The sequence below is a fragment of the Streptomyces sp. NPDC002463 genome, assembly GCF_042889835.1.
Taxonomy (GTDB): Bacteria; Actinomycetota; Actinomycetes; order Streptomycetales; family Streptomycetaceae; genus Streptomyces; species Streptomyces nymphaeiformis.
Map to the genome: position 1 here is coordinate 61,130 of NZ_JBIARL010000019.1, position 18,253 is coordinate 79,382.

At 72.9% G+C, this 18,253-nt stretch carries 18 protein-coding genes; 9 read left to right on the forward strand and 9 right to left on the reverse strand.

What is annotated here, in order from left to right; translation table 11 throughout:
- Positions 1–7: 7 nt before the first annotated feature.
- The gene (locus ACFYX3_RS31840) at positions 8–1,216 is read left to right on the forward strand and encodes a histidine kinase (RefSeq protein WP_382660650.1); all 1,209 of its coding nucleotides are present in this window, start codon (positions 8–10) and stop codon (positions 1,214–1,216) included.
- Between the two features lie 6 nt (positions 1,217–1,222).
- On the opposite strand, the gene ACFYX3_RS31845 is transcribed toward ACFYX3_RS31840, so the two are convergent.
- The 3 genes from ACFYX3_RS31845 to ACFYX3_RS31855 form a co-directional block, all read right to left on the reverse strand.
- Complete coding sequence (locus tag ACFYX3_RS31845; protein ID WP_389020750.1) at positions 1,223–1,717, reverse strand: hypothetical protein; 495 nt, start codon at positions 1,715–1,717, stop codon at positions 1,223–1,225.
- A gap of 194 nt (positions 1,718–1,911) precedes the next feature.
- The gene (locus tag ACFYX3_RS31850) at positions 1,912–2,334 is read right to left on the reverse strand and encodes a PaaI family thioesterase (RefSeq protein WP_389020752.1); all 423 of its coding nucleotides are present in this window, start codon (positions 2,332–2,334) and stop codon (positions 1,912–1,914) included.
- A 134-nt stretch (positions 2,335–2,468) separates the two neighbouring features.
- Entirely contained in the window at positions 2,469–3,017 is a 549-nt protein-coding gene (locus tag ACFYX3_RS31855) for a sigma-70 family RNA polymerase sigma factor (protein WP_359512058.1), read from the reverse strand.
- 262 nt (positions 3,018–3,279) lie between these two features.
- Here ACFYX3_RS31855 and ACFYX3_RS31860 point away from each other — a divergent pair, with 262 nt between their 5' ends.
- Entirely contained in the window at positions 3,280–4,494 is a 1,215-nt protein-coding gene (locus ACFYX3_RS31860) for a CapA family protein (RefSeq protein WP_389020757.1), read from the forward strand.
- 52 nt (positions 4,495–4,546) lie between these two features.
- On the opposite strand, the gene ACFYX3_RS31865 is transcribed toward ACFYX3_RS31860, so the two are convergent.
- Positions 4,547–5,008: a universal stress protein gene (locus ACFYX3_RS31865; RefSeq protein ID WP_376593123.1), complete on the reverse strand. Its 462-nt coding sequence runs from the start codon at positions 5,006–5,008 to the stop codon at positions 4,547–4,549.
- Between the two features lie 90 nt (positions 5,009–5,098).
- Here ACFYX3_RS31865 and ACFYX3_RS31870 point away from each other — a divergent pair, with 90 nt between their 5' ends.
- The gene (locus ACFYX3_RS31870) at positions 5,099–5,974 is read left to right on the forward strand and encodes a polysaccharide deacetylase family protein (protein ID WP_389020762.1); all 876 of its coding nucleotides are present in this window, start codon (positions 5,099–5,101) and stop codon (positions 5,972–5,974) included.
- Between the two features lie 65 nt (positions 5,975–6,039).
- Here the strand turns inward: ACFYX3_RS31870 and ACFYX3_RS31875 are convergent, their stop codons facing one another.
- A complete protein-coding gene (locus ACFYX3_RS31875; RefSeq protein WP_116157633.1) occupies positions 6,040–6,699 on the reverse strand; it encodes a class F sortase in 660 nt (219 codons plus the stop codon).
- 392 nt (positions 6,700–7,091) lie between these two features.
- On the opposite strand from ACFYX3_RS31875, the gene ACFYX3_RS31880 reads away from it, so the two are divergent.
- On the forward strand, positions 7,092–7,619 hold the full coding sequence (locus tag ACFYX3_RS31880; protein ID WP_352027204.1) for a hypothetical protein: 528 nt from the start codon (positions 7,092–7,094) through the stop codon (positions 7,617–7,619).
- A gap of 132 nt (positions 7,620–7,751) precedes the next feature.
- Here the strand turns inward: ACFYX3_RS31880 and ACFYX3_RS31885 are convergent, their stop codons facing one another.
- From ACFYX3_RS31885 to ACFYX3_RS31895, 3 genes are all read right to left on the reverse strand, one after another.
- A complete protein-coding gene (locus ACFYX3_RS31885) occupies positions 7,752–8,330 on the reverse strand; it encodes a hypothetical protein (protein ID WP_389020767.1) in 579 nt (192 codons plus the stop codon).
- 164 nt (positions 8,331–8,494) lie between these two features.
- Complete coding sequence (locus tag ACFYX3_RS31890; protein WP_116157630.1) at positions 8,495–9,259, reverse strand: DUF4239 domain-containing protein; 765 nt, start codon at positions 9,257–9,259, stop codon at positions 8,495–8,497.
- Positions 9,260–9,309: 50 nt separating this feature from the next.
- On the reverse strand, positions 9,310–10,044 hold the full coding sequence (locus ACFYX3_RS31895; protein ID WP_389020771.1) for a hypothetical protein: 735 nt from the start codon (positions 10,042–10,044) through the stop codon (positions 9,310–9,312).
- 544 nt (positions 10,045–10,588) lie between these two features.
- Here ACFYX3_RS31895 and ACFYX3_RS31900 point away from each other — a divergent pair.
- A complete protein-coding gene (locus tag ACFYX3_RS31900) occupies positions 10,589–11,401 on the forward strand; it encodes an SAM-dependent methyltransferase (protein WP_376593111.1) in 813 nt (270 codons plus the stop codon).
- Positions 11,398–13,563: a putative bifunctional diguanylate cyclase/phosphodiesterase gene (locus ACFYX3_RS31905; protein ID WP_376593109.1), complete on the forward strand. Its 2,166-nt coding sequence runs from the start codon at positions 11,398–11,400 to the stop codon at positions 13,561–13,563. The genes ACFYX3_RS31900 and ACFYX3_RS31905 overlap by 4 nt, the downstream gene beginning before the upstream one ends.
- 291 nt (positions 13,564–13,854) lie before the next feature.
- Here the strand turns inward: ACFYX3_RS31905 and ACFYX3_RS31910 are convergent, their stop codons facing one another.
- Positions 13,855–14,733, reverse strand: coding sequence for a LysR family transcriptional regulator (locus tag ACFYX3_RS31910; RefSeq protein ID WP_116157626.1), 879 nt, complete (start codon positions 14,731–14,733; stop codon positions 13,855–13,857).
- A gap of 96 nt (positions 14,734–14,829) precedes the next feature.
- Here ACFYX3_RS31910 and ACFYX3_RS31915 point away from each other — a divergent pair, with 96 nt between their 5' ends.
- Genes ACFYX3_RS31915 through ACFYX3_RS31925 form a run of 3 tightly spaced genes read left to right on the forward strand, consistent with a single transcriptional unit; the run spans position 14,830 to position 18,253 of the window.
- A complete protein-coding gene (locus ACFYX3_RS31915) occupies positions 14,830–15,561 on the forward strand; it encodes a succinate dehydrogenase (protein WP_389020776.1) in 732 nt (243 codons plus the stop codon).
- A gap of 2 nt (positions 15,562–15,563) precedes the next feature.
- Positions 15,564–17,510, forward strand: a complete 1,947-nt coding sequence (locus tag ACFYX3_RS31920; protein WP_389020779.1) for a fumarate reductase/succinate dehydrogenase flavoprotein subunit — start codon at positions 15,564–15,566, stop codon at positions 17,508–17,510.
- Positions 17,507–18,253, forward strand: a complete 747-nt coding sequence (locus tag ACFYX3_RS31925) for a succinate dehydrogenase/fumarate reductase iron-sulfur subunit (protein WP_376593103.1) — start codon at positions 17,507–17,509, stop codon at positions 18,251–18,253. The genes ACFYX3_RS31920 and ACFYX3_RS31925 overlap by 4 nt, the downstream gene beginning before the upstream one ends.

Consider the following 18,253-nt stretch of genomic DNA (forward strand, 5'->3'; position numbering starts at 1 on the left):
TGCGCCGATGAGCGGCATCGCCCTCGCGGCCGCGGCCGCCGCCGGGGCCGTGCTGCTCGCCGCCGGCTTCGTCCTGGGCCGGTTCGCCGCCCGGCGCGGCGGCCGCGCCGCCGATCCCGACCTCGGCACCCCCGTCGAACGGGCCACCTTCCACACCCTGCACACCGCCTCGCTCGCCGCGCCCCCGCTGCGCGCCGGACTCACCGAGGAGACCGCGCGCAAGGCGGCCCGCACGCTCCGCTCGCTGCTCGGCACCGAGGCGCTCTGCCTCACCGACCGGGGCGCGGTCCTCGCCTGGGACGGGCCCGGCGAGGAGCACCACAGGGCGCACGTTCCCGAGCAGGCCGCCGAGACCCTGGCGACCGGCCGCAGCCGCTCCGCCCACAGTGGCTGCGACGACCCGGCGTGCCCGCTGCGCTGGGCGGTGACCGCCCCGCTCACCGGGGAGGACGGGGTCCTCGGCGCGCTCGTCGCCTACGGCTCCCGGGAGTCGGCCGTCCTCGTGCGGGCCGCGACAGAGGTGGCCCGCTGGGTCTCCGTCCAGCTGGAGCTGGCCGAACTCGACCGCTCGCGGACCAGGATCGTGGAGGCCGAGATCCGCGCCCTGCGCGCCCAGATCTCCCCGCACTTCATCTTCAACTCCCTCGCGGCCATAGCGTCGTTCGTCCGCACCGACCCCGAGCGGGCCAGGGAACTCCTCCTGGAGTTCGCCGACTTCACCCGGTACTCGTTCCGCAAGCACGGCGAGTTCGCCCAGCTCGCGGACGAACTGCGCTCCATCGAGCAGTACTTGGCCCTGGCCGGGGCCCGCTTCGGCGACCGGCTGAAGGTGACCCTGCAGATCGCCCCGGAGGTGCTGCCGGTGACCCTGCCGTTCCTCTGCCTCCAGCCGCTCGTCGAGAACGCCGTCAAACACGGCCTCCAGGACCGCGAGCGGGGCTGCCGGGTCACGATCGCCGCCCGGGACGCGGGCGCGGAGGCGGTGGTGACGGTCGAGGACGACGGCATCGGCATGGACCCGGAGCTGCTGCGCGCCGTCCTGCGCGGGGAGCACCCGGCGGGCTCCGGCATCGGCCTGTCCAATGTGGACGAGCGGCTGCGCCAGGTGTACGGGGCGGAGCACGGGCTCGTCATCGAGACCGGGGTCGACGCGGGGATGAAGGTGACGGTACGCGTCCCCAAGTACCGTCCGGGGGTGCATCCTTCGGCCCCGTAGCGGCCTTCAGCGCAGGTGCAGGGAGAGGTGCGCGAGCGGGAGGCCCAGCTTCCAGGCGGGGAGCCAGATCTGCTCGGCCTCGTCCACCGGGCCCTCCGGGTCGGTCCTGCCGTCGAGGTCGGCGGCGCGGATCCAGGTGTCCCGCAGCCGGCTCCAGGCGGTCCGGGCGAGCGCCAGGTCGGGGCCGCCGCCGGCCGCCTGCCGCGCGGCGAGCCGCTCCTCGACCCAGGGCGGCCAGGGGCGGTCGTACGCGGTGTGCCGCAGCCACTCGTCGACCCGGCAGGGGGCCCACGCACCGGCCGGCCCGCCCGGTTCCTCGGCGAGATGGACCGTGAGGGCCAGGGCCTGCAGGCCGGCCCGGTACTCCAGTGAGCCGGGCGCCACGAGCGCGGCGGCCCGCAGCACCTCGTCGGCCAGGTACTCGGCGCACAGCCAGGCCATCGGGACGGCGAGGCCGCCGCCACTCGTGCCGCCGGCGCCGTTCGTGCTCTCGGGCAGCAACGCTCCCACCTTCTCCCGGACGTGAGGGCCCCGGACGTCAGGGGCCCGGGGGAGAGCCTCCTCCGTGAAGGGCGCCCGCGGGTCCCGCTTTGCTCAACTCGCCCGTGTGGTTTCGGATACGTTTCCCGGCCGGATCGGTGCGGGTGGGATTCCTGATACTCGGCGGGCGCGGGTGGCGGGAGGGGCGGGGCGGCTCAGCCCAGGAGCGCGTAGACGGCGGTGGCGTGGGCGGCGGTCTCCTCCGTGCCCTCGGCGGTCATGGTGATGTCGGCGAAGGCCATCCGCTTGCCCGCCTTGGTGAGCCGGGCCCGTACGAGGACGTCCGCGCCGATCACCGCGCGCTGGAAGCTGATCGACTGCTGGACGGTGGTCATCGGTACGAAGCCGCCCCGGGCCGCGGCGACCGCGATCACCGTCGCGGTGTCGGCGGCGGCCATCAGGGCCTGGCCGGAGAGGCCGCCGCCCTCCCGGGCGAGCCGGCCCGACCAGGGCAGCCGGAGCACGGCCTCGTGCCCGTCGGCGGATGCGACCGATTCGACGGTGAGTCCCAGATCGAGCACCCAGGGGGCGAAGTTGTCGGCGAGGACCTTTTCGGCGGCGGCGAGTGTCAGCGTCACGGCGTCATTGTGAGGTTTCGGCCCGCGCCCGGGCAACGGCCCCCGCGGCGCGGGATCATGGCGCGGGCTCGGACGACGGCCCCCCCGGCGTGGGATCAGAGGCGCAGGGCTCAGGCCACGGCCCCCGCGCGGGCTCAGGCCGCCGCCGCCACGCGGCGCGGTCGGTAGCCCGGCAGGGAGCGGCCGAGCTGTCGTAGGGCGTAGTGCGAGCGGGACTTGACGGTCCCGGCGGGGATGCCGAGCTCGACGGCGGCCTCGTTGACGGTGAGGCCGTGGAAGTAGAGCCGGACGAGCACCGCGCGGTGCTCGGGGCTCAGCTCCCGCACGGCCGCCCGTACGTCGAGCGCGGCCTCGGCCGAGGCGGTGGCGTCGGCGGGATCGGGTGTCGCCGCGAGGACGCCGTCGCCGATCTCGGCGGGCCGGGCGAGGCGTGAGCGGCGGGCGTCGATGGCGAGGCGGCGGGCCACGGTGAAGAGCCAGGGGCGCATCGAGGCGTAGGGGCCGTCGAAGGCCTCGGGGTGGAGCCAGGCCCGTACCAGGGTCTCCTGGGCGAGGTCCTCGGCCCGCTGACGGTCCCCGTAGGTCAGCCCGAGCAGGAAGGTGAGCAGGGCGGGACCGTGGTCCCGCTGCAGCTCCTCCAGGGTCCGCTCGTCGGTCTTCGCTCTCGCCGTCGCCGTCGTCATGTTCCGCCCGCCTCTCCCGTGCCTCGTCGTCCGGGGCGTATACGAGCGCATCCGGACGGCGAGGGACAGGGAACGGACACCGGTCTGCGACGAACGGTCGCACCGAGCGGCGAGTGGTACGGCGAACGGTCGGATGGAGTCGGTGCGTCCGTTTCGGCGGGGTTCATCGCCCGGTGCGGCCTTGACCCTTGACTGCGGCTTTCCCAGGAGGTCAATTCATCAGAACAGATGTTCATCACATGATTCGGGCGGAGTGCCGTACATGACCTCACGCACCAGATCCGCGGGGGCGGCGCTCGCCGCGCTCCTGCTCGGGGCGGCGACCGGCTGCACCGGCGGGAGCGGCCCGGCCGCCGACGGTCCCACCCCGGGGGCGGCGACCGGGCGGACCGGGCTCGCGAGCCCCGGCGCGCCGTCCACCGCCCCCGGCGGGGCCTCCGCACCCGCCGGCTTCACCCTCGTCGCCTCCGGCGACGTCCTCCCGCACGACTCGATCATCCGGCGCGCCGCCGAGGACGCGGACGGCGGCGGCTACGACTTCGGGCCCATGCTCTCCGGCGTGAAGCCCGTCGTCTCCGGCGCCGACCTGGCCATCTGCCACATGGAGACCGTGTACGGGGAGGAGGGCGGTCCCTACACCGGCTACCCCGCCTTCAAGTCGCCCCCCGAGATCGCCGCCGCGCTCAAGGCCACCGGCTACGACTCCTGCTCCACCGCCTCCAACCACACCCTCGACGACGGCGCGGCCGGCTTGCGCCGCACCCTCGACGCGCTCGACCGGGCCGGCGTCCGGCACGCGGGCTCCGCCCGTACGGCCGAGGAGGCGGCCCGGCCCACCCTGCTCAAGGCGGGCGGCGCCACGGTCGCCCAGCTGGCCTACACCTACGACACCAACGGCTATCCCCTGCCCGAAGGGCAGCCCTGGGCCGTGAAGCTGCTCGACGAGAAGCAGGTGGTCGCCGACGCGCGCGCCGCCCGCGCGGCCGGGGCCGACGTGGTGGTGGTCAGCGTCCACTGGGGCACCGAGTGGCAGACCGAACCCGACCGGCGGCAGCTCTCCCTGGGCCGTGCGCTGACGGCCTCGCAGAGCGGCGGTCGCCCGGACATCGATCTGATCATCGGTACGCACGCGCACGTCCCCCAGCCCTACGAGAAGGTCAACGGGACCTGGATCGTCTACGGGATGGGCGACCAGATCGCCGGGGACATGATCAACCACGAGGGCGCCTACGACCCGCGCGGCAACCAGAGCAGCATCGGCCGCTTCACCTTCGTCCCACCCAGGAGCCCTGGCGGGCGCTGGGAGGTCACCAAGGCGGAGTTCCTCCCGCAGTGGTTCGACACCGCGAGCGGCCGCGTGGTGAACCTCGGTGCGGCGGAGGGCGGGGACGCGCACCAGGAGGAGATCCGCGACACGATCCGGCAGGTGGTCCTCGGCCGGGGAGCCGCCAGGGACGGCCTGGTGACGGGGAGGTGAGGGAGGACGCCGAGGACGGCCTGGTGACGGGGAGGTGAGAGGGGCGGTCAGGTCACGGGACGACCGTGACCGGCCAGCGGCCCGCCTTCACCAGGCGGACGGCGACCGAGCCGACGAAGCGGTGGCCCGCCGATTCCGAGGCGCCCACCACCACGGCGTCCGCCGTCAGCTCCTCGGCCGCCTGGACCAGGCCCGCGTAGGCGTCGCCCCGGTAGGTGTGGAACTCCCACCGCATCCGCCACAGGTCCTTGACCCGCTCCGCCGACGACCGGATCTCCGCGACGAGCTCCTCGGCGATCTCCTCGGTCGTCCCCGTCACGGGCGCGCCCAGTGCGACGCCCGCCGGGATCACCGGCTGCACGTACACGAGCGCGAGCAGGGCGTTCTGCCGCCGGGCGAGCCCGGCGGCGTACGCCGCGGCGCGCAGGGAGGAGGCCGAGCCGTCGATCCCCGCCATGATCACTTTCGGGCCGTCGGTGCCGCGTTCGAACCGGTCGGGCTGTTGTTCGCTCACCCTCCGAGGCTATCGGCTCATCGGGTGTTTTCGGACGGGCGGCCGGTGTCGCTGAGCTGCCCGGGCCCTCGCCCGTAGGAACCATTGGTCATGAAAAAGGATCAGATGTTCAGCGGGCGTCGCGCCGTGCTGCGGCTCGCCGCCGCCCTCGGGGCCACCGCCACCGTCGGAGTCCTCGCGGCGGACCGGCTCGCCACGCCCGACACGGCCACCGGCGACGCCGCCGCGCCCCGGGGCCCGTCCGGCGCGGGACGCGCGGGCCCGGCCGCCGGGCCGCAGGCGCACGCCGCCCGCCTGAGCCCCTCCGCGTACCGGCTCCAGCCCATGACCGAGTACGCGCCCCCGGCCTTCGAGCGCGCGCTGCCGCCGGTGCGCCGCCGGCCCTTCCTCAGCATGTCCGGGGTCGGCCGCTCGATGGTGCTGACCTTCGACGACGGGCCCGACCCCCGGTACACCCCCGGCATCCTGGAGACCCTGCGCCACTACGACTGCCGGGCGATGTTCTTCGTCTGCGGCGAGATGGCCGTGGACAACCAGGACCTGTTGCGGGAGATGCAGGACGACGGCCACATCGTCGGCAACCACTCCTGGTCCCACCCGCTCATCCCCAAGCTGCGGCCCTCCCGGATCCGCCAGGAGCTCGGATCCACCAGCGAGGTCATCGAGAAGGCCCTCGGTACGGCCCCGCTCTGGTACCGCGCGCCCTACGGCGCCTGGAACCGGCTGTCGTTCGAGATCGGCGCCGAACTCGGCATGGAGCCGCTCGCCTGGACCGTCGACACCCTGGACTGGACGGAACCCGGCACCGGCACCATCGTCCGCCGCGTCCTCGACGGCGCCGCGCCCGGCGTCGTCGTCCTCTCCCACGACGCCGGCGGCAACCGCTCCCAGAGCGTCGCCGCGCTCCGCCGCTATCTGCCCGAACTCCTCGACGCCGGCTACCACATCACCGTCCCCCGGCGCTGACCACCCGTCACGATCGAAGGGCCCCGGCACCTCGTGTGCCGGGGCCCTTCGATCGTGACGGAACGTCAGCGCGAGCCGACCATGCGCGCGTAGACGACGACGTTCCCGTCGTAGCCGCGCGCCCGCGTGTAGCCGCCGCCGCAGGTGATCACCCGCAGCTCCGGCTCGCCGTTGTCGGCGTAGACCTGCACGCCGGGGAAGTTGTCCTTGGCGTACACCTCGACGCCGTAGATCTCGAAGACCGCGACCCGGCCGTCGTACCGCTCGACCTCGATGTGCTGGCCCTTCTGGAGGGAGCCCAGGCCGTAGAAGACCGCGGGGCCCTTGGTGTTGTCGACGTGGCCGACGAGGACGGACGTGCCGCGCATGCCGGGGGCGATGCCGTTCTGGTACCAGCCGGCGAGGTTGGGGTCCTCCGGGGGCGGGGCCGCCACCCAGCCGTTCTCGTCCAGGCCCACGTCCATGATGGGGGCCGCCACCTGGATCGCCGGGATCTTGACCCGTGACGCCGGGGCGTAGGGCAGCGGCTCCAGGCCGTTGCTCGCGGCCGGCGGCGGGGCGACCGGGCGGGCCACCGGGCGGGCCGCCGCGGCGGGTTGCGGCGGTCCGAGGTTGACGTCCACCCCGTTGCGCATCATCGCGAGGCCGGACAGCATGGCGAGGGCCAGGACGCCCCAGGGTTGGCGTCTCCTGCGCTCGAAGACGCGGAAGTCCTTCGGGGGCATGGTTCTCCCTTCTCGGCGTCGTCAGAACGGTAAGGGCGGTCGTACGGGCCGTCGCGCCGGACGGGGCGAACGGGTGGGGGCCGCCGCCGGACGGGTGTCCGGGCGGCCCCGGCGCGGGCGCGCGGCGGCCGCCCGGCGGAAGCGGGCGCGCAGGGCAGGCGGGTGACAGCCGGGCTGACCCATCCGAGTAATCGTCAGATAAGCGCCCCGGACGGCCTTGACCTGCGATTCCTTCGGCTCAGGCGGCTCCGTCCCCGGCGTGTCGCCTCACCGGGGTGGCCCAGTGCCGACATGCACGGCTCGCACCGTCTTGTGATGGTTCGTCATGGAAGGCGTACTCGTCGAATCTCCCGGAGCACCGCTTTGGGGCGTCTTCCACTGGAGGTTCAACCATGCGTGCTGCACGCACTCTGGCGGTGGCCGCCACCGCGCTCGCGGCGGTCGGGCTCGCGGCCCCCCTCGCCACCGCCACCAACGGGCCGAGCAACGTCACCATCAACCAGTTCCAGCCCGAGCGGGGCGGTGACGGCTCCAACGGCGTCACCGTGTCCCCCTTCGCGGTCCACCAGGGCGGGATCCTCACGATCACCGTCCGGGGCTGCGCCGGCGGCACGGTCACGTCCAACGCCTTCGCGACGGTCACGCTCGGCCCCGCCGTCAACGGGGTGTCCACCGCGACCGCCCGCATCTTCGACAACGCCACGCCCGGTCAGTACAACCTGGCCGTCCAGTGCAACGGCCGTACGCTCACCCAGCCGTTCCGGGTCATCGCCGGCCAGGGCGCGGCCGGCGGGCTCGGCGGCTCGATGGCTCCCAGCTCCACGGAGATGGCCGTCGGCGGCAGCCTCGTCGCCGCGGCGGCCCTCGGAGGCGGGCTCTTCATCGTCCGCCGTCGGCGCGTGACCGGCGCAGGGGTCTGACCGGCCGAACCTCCCGGTCGGCCCGCTGTGCCCGCCGCCCCCGAGTCCCGGCAGGGACCCGGGGGCGAGGGGCGTCCGGGGACGCCGTGCACCGCTCCGGTCCGGGCTGCCGGCATCGCCCGGTCCGCCCGCTCAGTGACGCCGGCCGGCGCGGGAGCGGCGGCGGACCACGATGGCGATGCCCGAGGCCGCGGCCAGGACCAGCGCCCCGCCGGCCGCCATTTCGGTGGTGCTGGGGCCCATCGAGCCGCCGAGACCGCCCTGCACCCCGCGCGGGGAAGCGAGGACCGTGGCGCGCGGGGGAGTGAGGACCGTGGCGCTGATGGTGGGAGTGGCGGTCGACGTGCCGCTGATCGACAGGGCGACGGTGTCCTGCACGCCGCCCGTGCAGTTGAACAGCACCGTGTACACGGCGCCGCGCTTGGCGTCCGCGTCCACGGTGGCGGTCACCGACGCACCCGGCGCGATGGTCACGGTGTCGAAGATGCCGGCCGAGGCCGTCGCCGTACTGGCGCATCCCGGTGCGCTCAGCGTCAGCCGGCCCCCGGGGGCGACGACCGAGGGCGACACGACGAAATCGCCCGGTGCCTTGGCCCTGGCCGCCCGCGAACCGGTCGCGGGAGCACCGTCCGCCGCGAGGGCGGCGGGGGCGGCCAGGGCGAGGGCGGCCGCCCCCAACAGGGCAGTGGACGCGGCACGTATCGCGCGCATGGTGAATCCTCCGGGTCCCGAGGGGCAGCCGCGGAAGGGGGTTCCCGCGAAAGGACCGTGCCCCTCGATGCCCGAAACGCTAGAAGCGCATTACCACAGCCGCGATCCCAGACGTGCGAATGGGGCACCGATGTCCCCCGGGCGGCCCATTCCCGCGTGTCGGCTCACTGGGTGATCTGCGGGAACAGATCGAGGAACGGTGCGGCGGTGGCCGAGATACCCCGGCCGAAGGGCGCGTCGAAGTCCCAGATGAGGAACAGCAGGAAAGCGATCAGGACGCTGAAGAGCCCGGCGAGCAGCAGCTCCCGGCCGGTCCTGCGGATCTGCAGCGTGAAGATCAGGCCGACCGTCACGAGCGCCCCGATGATCAGACCGAACCAGACGACGCCCGGCATCGTCTCCCCGGCGCTCTGCCCGCGTGCGCCCCGGGCGTCGTCGGCGACGCCCACCTGGTCCACCAGCGGCTGGTACGCCTGCCCCTCGAAGTCGTTGGCGGGCTGGTAGTCGGTGACGCTGCGCCGCACCTTCTCCAGGAGGGCGGTGCCCTCGTCGCTGAGCTCGCCCGTCTCGGACATGTGCGTCCACTCGTCGTGGACCACGTACGACACGTACGCGTCGACGTCCGCACGGATCCTGTCGCGGACCGCCGGCGGGTACACCTCGGCGCGCGCCGAGATCTCGTGCATGGCCTGGGCCTCCTGCCGCACGGTCTCCTGGGCGGCCCCCCGGGCCTCCCAGACGCCGGCGATGGCCAGACCGAGGACGATCGCGTAGATCACGCCGATCATCATCGTCATGTACTCGATGACGTCCGGGGTCTCGCTGGGGTCGTCGTCCTCGGGGAGCCGGCGGTTGTTGATGACGACGATGGTGAGCACGACGGCGCAGGCGGCGGCCATCGCGATGGAGAGAACAAGCCATTCGGACATGGATTCCTCCGGCGGGATTCAGAGGGTCGACAGGGGAAGGGGACGGCGGGTCATCTGGACCGGGGGCGCAGGATGGCCGTCGCGAGCACGGCGGGGGCGGTGATCATCAGCGTCGCCGTGACGACGGAGGTGCCCCCCTTCTGCTTGGTGTGCGTCGCGGGGCGGTAGTGGGGCAGCGCCACGGGGACGGGGGACGGCGGCCGGGGCCGCACGGTGGGCGGCGGGGTCGGCGACGGCGCAGGCGGCGCGGCCGCGGGCTCGGGCGGCCTCGTGGTCGGAGGCGCGGGGGACGGCGGCGCGGGGCGCGGCGGAGCCGGCTCGGGCGGCGGGGGCGACTCCGGCTTCGGTGTCGGCTTCGGCGTCGGGGTGGGCTCGGGAGTGGGTCTGGGAGTCGGCTTCGGGGACGGAGACGGGGGCTCGGGCTTCGGCGTCGGTGACGGCGGAGGCGTCGGTGTCGGGGTGGGCGACGGGCACGGCGGGGGCGGCTCGGGGTGGCAGGGCTTCGGGTGGTCGTGATGGTCGTGGCCCTTGCCCTTGCCGTTGCCGTGGTGCTCGTGACCCTTGCCCTTCCCGTGGCCCTTCCCGCCACCGTTCCCCTGGGCGTCGCCGTTCCCGTCGTCGTCGTGGTGGCCGCCGCCGGCGACGGCCACCACGATCAGGGAACCGCCCGAGTCGGTCGAGGCGTAGGCGCAGGCGTCGGCGGCGACGGGCACCGGTGTGGCGATCAGCCACACCAGTCCGAGGGCCGCCAGCAGCCGCGCGAGGAGTGATCCGTACAGAGACACGCCGTCGAGCTTGATCACGGAGACGGCGCGCCGGGGCGGAAACGGCCCGGATTCGCCAGATGGAGGGGATCTCCGGATGTGCGGGTTTGACGTTTCGCCGGGGTGTCGGAGGTGGATTCGGCGCAATGCCCGGTATTGCCGGGCGTGTTGATTTCGGACGGGTGGCCGACAGGGCTCGTTCAGGCCTTCCGCGGAAGAACTGTCCGGTTGTCGCCCTGTCGGAGGGGGCGGCCGGCAGGGCATCCTGCACCGGCGACCGGGCCCGGACGCGGCAACAGCCGAGGTGCGGACGGGACCTGGGGCCCCGTCGGGCGCGACCGGCACCGCCCCCGGAAGCCGACGCACGATCATATGCACGTGAATTTGCACAGCCTGAAGGCGTGAACTCTGCGTTCCAGGAGCACGTGCCAAAGGCGTGTGACCAAGAACGGACCGCTAATTTCCGTTTCTACTCGCTCTCTCGGCGGGTGATCAGTAGCCTCACCTCGAACACCGGCCGCGAACACATGGCCGCATCCCCCATGGCGACTTGTTGGAGACATTGATGGAGCGTCCCGCCTGGGCTCCGCCCGGTATCGACATTTCGGTGCCGAGCGTGTCCCGTATGTACGACTTCTATCTGGGCGGCTCGCACAATTTCGAAGTGGACCGGGAAGCGGCGCGCAAGGCCATGGAGTTCATGCCTGGCCTGCCCAAGGTCATGCAGGCGAACCGCGCCTTCATGCGGCGCGCCGTCCGCCACGCCGTCGACAACGACGTCATCCAGTTCCTCGACATCGGCTCCGGCATACCCACCTTCGGCAACGTGCACGAGGTCGCCCGCGCCGCCGACCCCGCCGCCCGGGTCGTCTACGTCGACCACGACCCCGTCGCCGTGGCCCACAGCCGCGCCGTCCTCGAGGGCGACGACAGTGCGGCCGTCGTCTCCGCCGACCTGCGCAAGCCGGCCGACATCCTCCACAGCCCCGAGGTGACCCGGCTCCTCGACCTGGACCGGCCGGTGGCCCTGCTGCTCGTCGCCGTCCTGCACTTCCTGGAGGACCAGGACCGGCCGTACGAGGCCGTCGCCGAGCTGATCGACGCCCTCGCGCCCGGCAGCCTCGTCGTCCTCACCCACGCCTCCTACGAGGGCATCCCGCTTTCCGAGGAGCAGGCCGGCGGCACCGTCGGCGTCTACCGCAACATCCGCAACCCGCTGGTGATGCGGTCGAGCGCCGAGATCACCCGCTTCTTCGAGGGCACCGAACTGGTCGAGCCCGGACTCGTCCCCATGCCGCTCTGGCGGCCGGACAATCCGGCCGAGGAGGAGGATCCGTACGCCTTCTCCGGGTTCGCAGGGGTGGGGCGCAAGGCGTGAAGGTCCCGTCGCAGCCGTCCGGCGCCGTCGCCGAAGCCGACGGCCCGGAGGACAGACTCAGGCGGTTCGTCACCATCTGGAGCCGGGCGATCTTCCCCGTCACCGCCACCTCGCTGACCCGCACCGAGTTCGAAGGGCATCTGCTGCCGCTGGCCCGCACCCTGTGCGACGCCCTGCACGCCCGGCCCTTCGACACGGCACCGGCCCAGCGCACCGGCGCGGCCCTCGTCGCCGCCCACTGCACCGACCCGGACGCACTCGGCCGGAGCCTCGGCGTCGTCGACTCGTACCTGGTGCTCTACTGCGGTGCGGAGTCGGACCTCGCCGCCGAGGAACTGCGTGCCCGCTGCGCCCGGCTCCAGCACGCCATGGCCACCGGCTACGCGCAGGCCCTGCGCGAGCGGACCCTCACGGAGCAGGAGGCCATCGCCCGCTCCGCGCTCGCCGCCCGCAGCGCCGCCGAGATCGCCCTGCACGCCACCGAGAGCCGCTTCCGCGCGGTCTTCGACGGGGCGGCGATCGGCATCGGCATCGCCGACCTCGACGGCAACGTCCTGGAGGTCAACGAGACCCTCACCCGCATGTTCGGCGGGATGGAGGGCCCGCTCCGCAGCCGCAACGTCAGCGAGTGGGTGCACCCGGAGGACGGGCCGCACGTCTGGAAGCTGTACGAGGAGCTGGTCCGCGGCGAGCGCGAGCACTACCGCGTCGAGAAGCCGTACTACCGCGGTGACGGAACGGTTCTGTGGACCAACCTCACCGTCTCGCTCCTCCGCGACGCCGACGGCAACCCCCAGTACCAGCTGGCCCTCATGGAGGACACCACCGAACGGCGCCTGCTCCACCTGCGCCTGCGGTACGAGGCCACCCACGACGCGCTCACCGGACTGCCCAACCGGACCCTGTTCTTCGAACGCCTGGAGAAGGCGCTCGCCCCCGGCGACAACGCCCGCTTCGGCCTCTGCTACCTCGACCTCGACGGCTTCAAGGTCATCAACGACAGCCTCGGCCACTCCACCGGCGACCGGCTGCTCGTCGAGGTCGCCGACCGGCTGCAGACCTGCGTCACCGGGGCCGGCGAGATGGTCGCCCGGCTCGGCGGCGACGAGTTCGTCGCCCTCACCACCGGCGCCGGCGGCCAGCGGGAGGTCACCGACCTCGCCGACCGCATCCTCGCCGCCCTCGCCACCCCCCTGCGCATCGACGGCCGCGAACTCACCGTGCGCGGCAGCCTCGGCGTCGTCGAGGGCCCGGCGGGGGAACGCACCCCGGCGGAGGTGCTCCGCAGCGCCGACATCACCATGTACCGGGCCAAGTCGGCGGGCGGCAACCGCTTCGAGCTCGCCGACCCGGAGGCCGACGCCCGCGCCATCACCCGGCACGGGCTCACCACGGCCCTGCCGACCGCGCTGGAGCGCGGCGAGTTCTTCATCGAGTACCAGCCGCTGGTCCACCTCGACGACGGCAGCGTGCACGGCGCGGAGGCCCTCGTCCGCTGGTGCCACCCGCAGCACGGCGTCCTCGGCCCCGACCGCTTCATCCCGCTCGCCGAGGACACCGGCCTCATCGTGCCGCTCGGCCGCTGGGTCCTCCAGGAGGCCGTGCGCCAGGCCCGGTTCTGGCAGACCCGGCACTCCGACGGCGGCCCGCTGCGGATCAACGTCAACCTCTCCCCGACGCAGCTCCACCACCCGCGCCTGGTCGCCGACACGGTCGACGTCCTGGAGCGCTCCGGCCTGGAGCCGGGCGCACTGTGCCTGGAGGTGACGGAGTCGGCCCTCATCGGCGCCGACGAGGACCTCCTGAAGCCGCTGCGGCAGCTCGCCGAGATGGGCGTCGACATCGCCCTCGACGACTTCGGCACGGGCTACTCGAACCTGGCGAACCTGCGGCGGCTGCCGGTGAGCGTCCTGAAGCTCGACCGGTCCTTCACCCGGGGCATGCAGCAGCACCCCGTGGACCCGGTCGACCTCAAGATCGTCGAGGGGATCGTCTCGCTGGCGCACAGCCTGGAGCTCGCGGTCACGGTCGAGGGCGTGGAGACGGGCGCCCAGGCCCGCCAACTCCGCGACCTCGGCTGCGACACGGCCCAGGGCTGGTACTACGCCCGCCCGGGGGCGCCGGACCGGATCCATTCGTTGTTGCTGGCGGACGCGGTCTGACGGCAGGGGCCCGCACCCCGCCCGTGTGGGCAATCGTCCCGCAGGGCGAGGGGGTCCCCCCTGCTCGAGCGAAGCCGAGAGCTTGGGGGAGGGTGGGCACACGGGACGGCGCCCTCAGCGGCGCCTTCGCGTTCCGCGCCTTGACCCGCCCCCCCAGGGTGCCGTCACTCGTGGTGCGGGTTCAGGCTCGGGGGCCTCTGGCGCCGGCAGGGCGCGGGTCCGTTGTGCCCACCCGTTCCGCCCAGCGGAACGATTGCCCACAACGGCGGGCGCGGGCCCGCAACGGGGCGTTCAGGTCCTGCGCAGGAGCAGGTTCTGGAGTTCGCGGGCCGCTCTCGGCGGGGCCACGTCGCTGCGGTGCGCCAGCGCGATCGTGCGCCGCAGGCCCGGACGGGCGAGCGCCGTCACCCGCAGGTCCCGCCCCGCCCGCGCCGCCACCATCGCCGGTACGACCGCGAGCCCGAGACCCGCCCGTACGAAACCGAGGACCGCGTCCAGCTCCCCGCCCTCGACGGTGAACGTGGGCTCGAAGCCCTCCGCCCGGCAGGCCGCCACGGTCAGTTCCCGCAGGTCGTAGCCGTGCCGGAACATGACCAGGGGCTGATCCCGCAGGTCCGCGATCCGCACGGGCCGCCGCGGCGCCGGCTCCGAGGCGGCGGAGACGACCACCAGGTCCTCCCGGAGCAGCTCGACCGTCGTCAGGGCGGGAGAGGGGGAGGGGAGGGGGAGCACCACCAGCGCCAGGTCGAGCGCGCCGCGCGCCAGCTCCCGTACGAGATCGTGCGAGCCGCCCTCCTCGATGAGGAGCTCGATCCCCGGATGCAGGTCGTGGAAGGCCCGCAGTACATCGGGGAGGAGCCCCGTGCACAGGCTCGGCGTCGCGCCGAGCCGCACCCGGCCCCGCTTGAGCTGGGCGAGCTCCTGCACCTCCAGGCGGGCCGTCTCCGTGTCGGCGAGGATCCGGCGTGCGAGCGGCAGCAGGGCGTCGCCCGCGTCGGTGAGGGTGATGTTCCCCCGGGCGCGGCTGAACAGCTCCGCACCCAATTCCTGCTCCAGCGCCTTGATCTGCTGGGAGAGCGAGGGCTGCGAGACGTGGACCCGCTCGGCGGCCCGGGTGAAGTGCCGGGTCTCGGCCACGGCGACGAAGTAGAGGAGCTGCTGGAACTGCATGCTCCCAGCGTAGGGGATGTGGATAGGTGCAGCCTATTGAGATCAGCCGGACCATGTCTTGGACCTCTCGGGCCCTTCGGCCCTAGCGTCGAGAACATGGCTCTGGCACCCACGAGGGAGCGGACGGCCTCCCGCCCGCCGTCCCCCACACCGACACCGTCCCGTGGCTTCTGGTCGTCGACGATCGGCAAGAAGACGGTCATGGCCGTCAGCGGGCTGATCATGCTCGGCTATCTCGTCGCCCATGTCGCCGGCAACCTGAAGGTCTTCTTCGGTCCCGAGGAGTTCAACGCCTACGGCCACTGGCTGCGCGTCATGGGCGCCCCGGTCCTGCACCACCACTGGGCCCTCTGGATCGTCCGGATCGTCCTCCTCGCCGCCGTCGTCGCCCACGCCGTCTCCGCGTACCAGCTCAGCCGGCGCGACCTGAAGGCCCGCTCCACCGCGTACGTCCACCGCCGCAAGCGCGCCTCGTACGCCACCCGCACCATGCGCTGGGGCGGGATCATCCTCGGCCTCTTCATCGTCTGGCACCTCCTCGACCTGACCACCGGCACCGTCCACCCCGGCGGCTTCGAGGAGGGCAGGCCCTACCAGAACGTCGTCGACACCTTCTCCACCTGGTACGGCGACGTCGTCTACATCGTCGCGATGCTCGCCCTCGGGCTCCACGTCCGCCACGGCTTCTGGAGCGCCGCCCAGACCCTGGGCGTCGGCAACGCCCGCCGCGAGCGCCTCCTCAAGGTGCTCGCGAACGCCCTCGCGCTCGTCCTGACCGCGGGCTTCGTCTCCGTCCCCGTCGCCGTCATGACCGGAGTGGTGAGCTGACCATGAGCTACCTCGAATACACCACCGGCGAGCCCGTCGCCGACGGCAAGGCGCCCGCCGGGCCCATCGCCGAACGCTGGGACACCCGCCGCTTCCAGGCCAAGCTGGTCAACCCCGCCAACCGCCGCAAGCACCGGATCATCGTCGTCGGCACCGGCCTCGCCGGCGGCTCCGCCGGCGCCACCCTCGCCGAACAGGGCTACCAGGTCGTCCAGTTCTGCTTCCAGGACTCCCCGCGCCGCGCCCACTCCATCGCCGCCCAGGGCGGCATCAACGCCGCCAAGAACTACCGCAACGACGGCGACTCCATCCACCGCCTCTTCTACGACACCGTCAAGGGCGGCGACTTCAGGGCCCGTGAGTCCAACGTCCACCGCCTCGCCCAGATCTCCGTCGAGATCATCGACCAGTGCGTCGCCCAGGGCGTCCCCTTCGCCCGCGAGTACGGCGGCCTCCTCGACACCCGCTCCTTCGGCGGCGTCCAGGTCTCACGCACCTTCTACGCCCGCGGCCAGACCGGCCAGCAGCTCCTCCTCGGCGCCTACCAGGCGCTGTCCCGGCAGATCGCCGCCGGCAACGTCGAGATGCACGCCCGTACGGAGATGCTCGACCTGATCGTCGTCGACGGACGGGCCCGCGGCATCGTCGCCCGCGACCTGATCACGGGCGAGATCTCCACCCACTACGCCGACGCCGTCGTCCTCGCCAGCGGCGGCTACGGCAACGTCTTCTACCTGTCGACGAACGCCATGAACTCCAACGCCACCGCCGTCTGGCGCGCACACCGGCGTGGGGCGTACTTCGCCAACCCCTGCTTCACCCAGATCCACCCCACCTGCATCCCGCGCACCGGCGACCACCAGTCCAAGCTGACCCTGATGAGCGAGTCGCTGCGCAACGACGGCCGCATCTGGGTGCCCAAGGCGCAGGGCGACACCCGTCCCGCCGCCGACATCCCCGAGGACGAGCGCGACTACTACCTGGAGCGCATCTACCCCTCCTTCGGCAACCTCGTCCCCCGCGACATCGCCTCCCGCGCCGCGAAGAACGTCTGCGACGAGGGGCGGGGTGTCGGCCCCGGCGGCCAGGGCGTCTACCTGGACTTCGCCGACGCGATCCGGCGGATGGGCCGCAAGGCCGTCGAGGAGAAGTACGGCAACCTCTTCGACATGTACGAGCGGATCACCGCCGAGAACCCGTACGAGGTCCCCATGCGGATCTACCCCGCCGTCCACTACACGATGGGCGGACTCTGGGTCGACTACGACCTCCAGACCACGATCCCCGGCCTCTTCGCCATCGGCGAGGCCAACTTCTCCGACCACGGGGCCAACCGGCTCGGCGCCTCCGCCCTCATGCAGGGCCTCGCCGACGGCTACTTCGTGCTGCCGGCCACCATCAACGACTACCTGGCCCGCCACCCGCACGGCGAGCCCGTCACCGACGACCACCCCGCCGTGCGGGACGTCCTCGCCGAGACCGAGGACCGCCTCCACCTCCTCCTCTCCGTCGACGGCGACCGCACCCCCGACTCCTTCCACCGCGAACTCGGCGAACTCATGTGGGAGTACTGCGGCATGGCCCGCACCGAGGAGGGCCTCACCAAGGCCCTGCGCCGCATCCCCGAGATCCGCGAGGAGTTCTGGCGCCGCATCAAGGTCCCCGGCACCGGCCAGGAGTTCAACCAGTCCCTGGAGAAGGCCAACCGGATCGTCGACTACCTGGAACTCGCCGAGCTCATGTGCCTCGACGCGCTCCACCGCGCCGAGTCCTGCGGCGGCCACTTCCGCGAGGAGTCCCAGACCCCGGACGGCGAAGCCGCGCGCCACGACGAGGAGTTCGCGTACGCCGCGGCCTGGGAGTTCACCTCCGACGGTGCCGCCCCCATCCTCCACAAGGAGGACCTCACCTTCGAGTACGTCCACCCCACCCAGCGGAGCTACGCATGAGGCTCAACCTGCGCGTCTGGCGCCAGAAGAACGGCGGCACCGAGGGCGCCATGGCCACCTACGCGGTCGACGGCATCTCGCCCGACATGTCCTTCCTCGAAATGCTCGACACCCTCAACGAGGACCTCATCCTGCGCGGCGAGGACCCCGTGGCCTTCGACCACGACTGCCGCGAGGGCATCTGCGGCGCGTGCAGCCTCGTCATCAACGGCGACGCGCACGGGCCGGAACGCACCACGACCTGCCAGCTCCACATGCGCTCCTTCCGCGACGGCGACACCATCGACGTCGAACCCTGGCGGGCTTCCGCCTTCCCCGTGGTCAAGGACCTCGTCGTCGACCGCTCCGCCTTCGACCGCGTCATCCAGGCCGGCGGCTACATCACGGCCACGACGGGCTCGGCCCCCGAGGCCCACGCCACGCCGGTCCCGAAGGCCGACGCGGACTCCGCCTTCGAGCACGCGGAGTGCATCGGCTGTGGCGCGTGCGTGGCGGCCTGCCCGAACGGCTCGGCGATGCTCTTCACCTCCGCCAAGATCAACCACCTGAACGTCCTGCCCCAGGGCTCCCCGGAACGCGAGACCCGCGTCCTCGACATGGTGGCCCAGATGGACGCGGAGGGCTTCGGCGGCTGCACCCTGACGGGCGAATGCGCCACGGCCTGCCCGAAGGGCATCCCGCTCCCGTCGATCGCGGCGATGAACCGGGAGTGGCTGCGGGCGCGGAGGAAGGTGAAGGGGTAG

Bases quoted from the DNA above. Each gene is read 5' to 3' on its own strand.
- ACFYX3_RS31920 (WP_389020779.1), top strand. From the start codon at position 15,564: ATGAGCTACCTCGAATACACCACCGGCGAGCCCGTCGCCGACGGCAAG.
- ACFYX3_RS31900 (WP_376593111.1), top strand. From the start codon at position 10,589: ATGGAGCGTCCCGCCTGGGCTCCGCCCGGTATCGACATTTCGGTGCCG.
- ACFYX3_RS31855 (WP_359512058.1), bottom strand. From the start codon at position 3,017: ATGACGACGGCGACGGCGAGAGCGAAGACCGACGAGCGGACCCTGGAG.
- ACFYX3_RS31860 (WP_389020757.1), top strand. From the start codon at position 3,280: ATGACCTCACGCACCAGATCCGCGGGGGCGGCGCTCGCCGCGCTCCTG.
- ACFYX3_RS31925 (WP_376593103.1), top strand. From the start codon at position 17,507: ATGAGGCTCAACCTGCGCGTCTGGCGCCAGAAGAACGGCGGCACCGAG.
- ACFYX3_RS31840 (WP_382660650.1), top strand. From the start codon at position 8: ATGAGCGGCATCGCCCTCGCGGCCGCGGCCGCCGCCGGGGCCGTGCTG.
- ACFYX3_RS31875 (WP_116157633.1), bottom strand. From the start codon at position 6,699: ATGCCCCCGAAGGACTTCCGCGTCTTCGAGCGCAGGAGACGCCAACCC.
- ACFYX3_RS31890 (WP_116157630.1), bottom strand. From the start codon at position 9,259: ATGTCCGAATGGCTTGTTCTCTCCATCGCGATGGCCGCCGCCTGCGCC.
- ACFYX3_RS31885 (WP_389020767.1), bottom strand. From the start codon at position 8,330: ATGCGCGCGATACGTGCCGCGTCCACTGCCCTGTTGGGGGCGGCCGCC.
- ACFYX3_RS31910 (WP_116157626.1), bottom strand. From the start codon at position 14,733: ATGCAGTTCCAGCAGCTCCTCTACTTCGTCGCCGTGGCCGAGACCCGG.
- ACFYX3_RS31870 (WP_389020762.1), top strand. From the start codon at position 5,099: ATGAAAAAGGATCAGATGTTCAGCGGGCGTCGCGCCGTGCTGCGGCTC.
- ACFYX3_RS31880 (WP_352027204.1), top strand. From the start codon at position 7,092: ATGCGTGCTGCACGCACTCTGGCGGTGGCCGCCACCGCGCTCGCGGCG.
- ACFYX3_RS31915 (WP_389020776.1), top strand. From the start codon at position 14,830: ATGGCTCTGGCACCCACGAGGGAGCGGACGGCCTCCCGCCCGCCGTCC.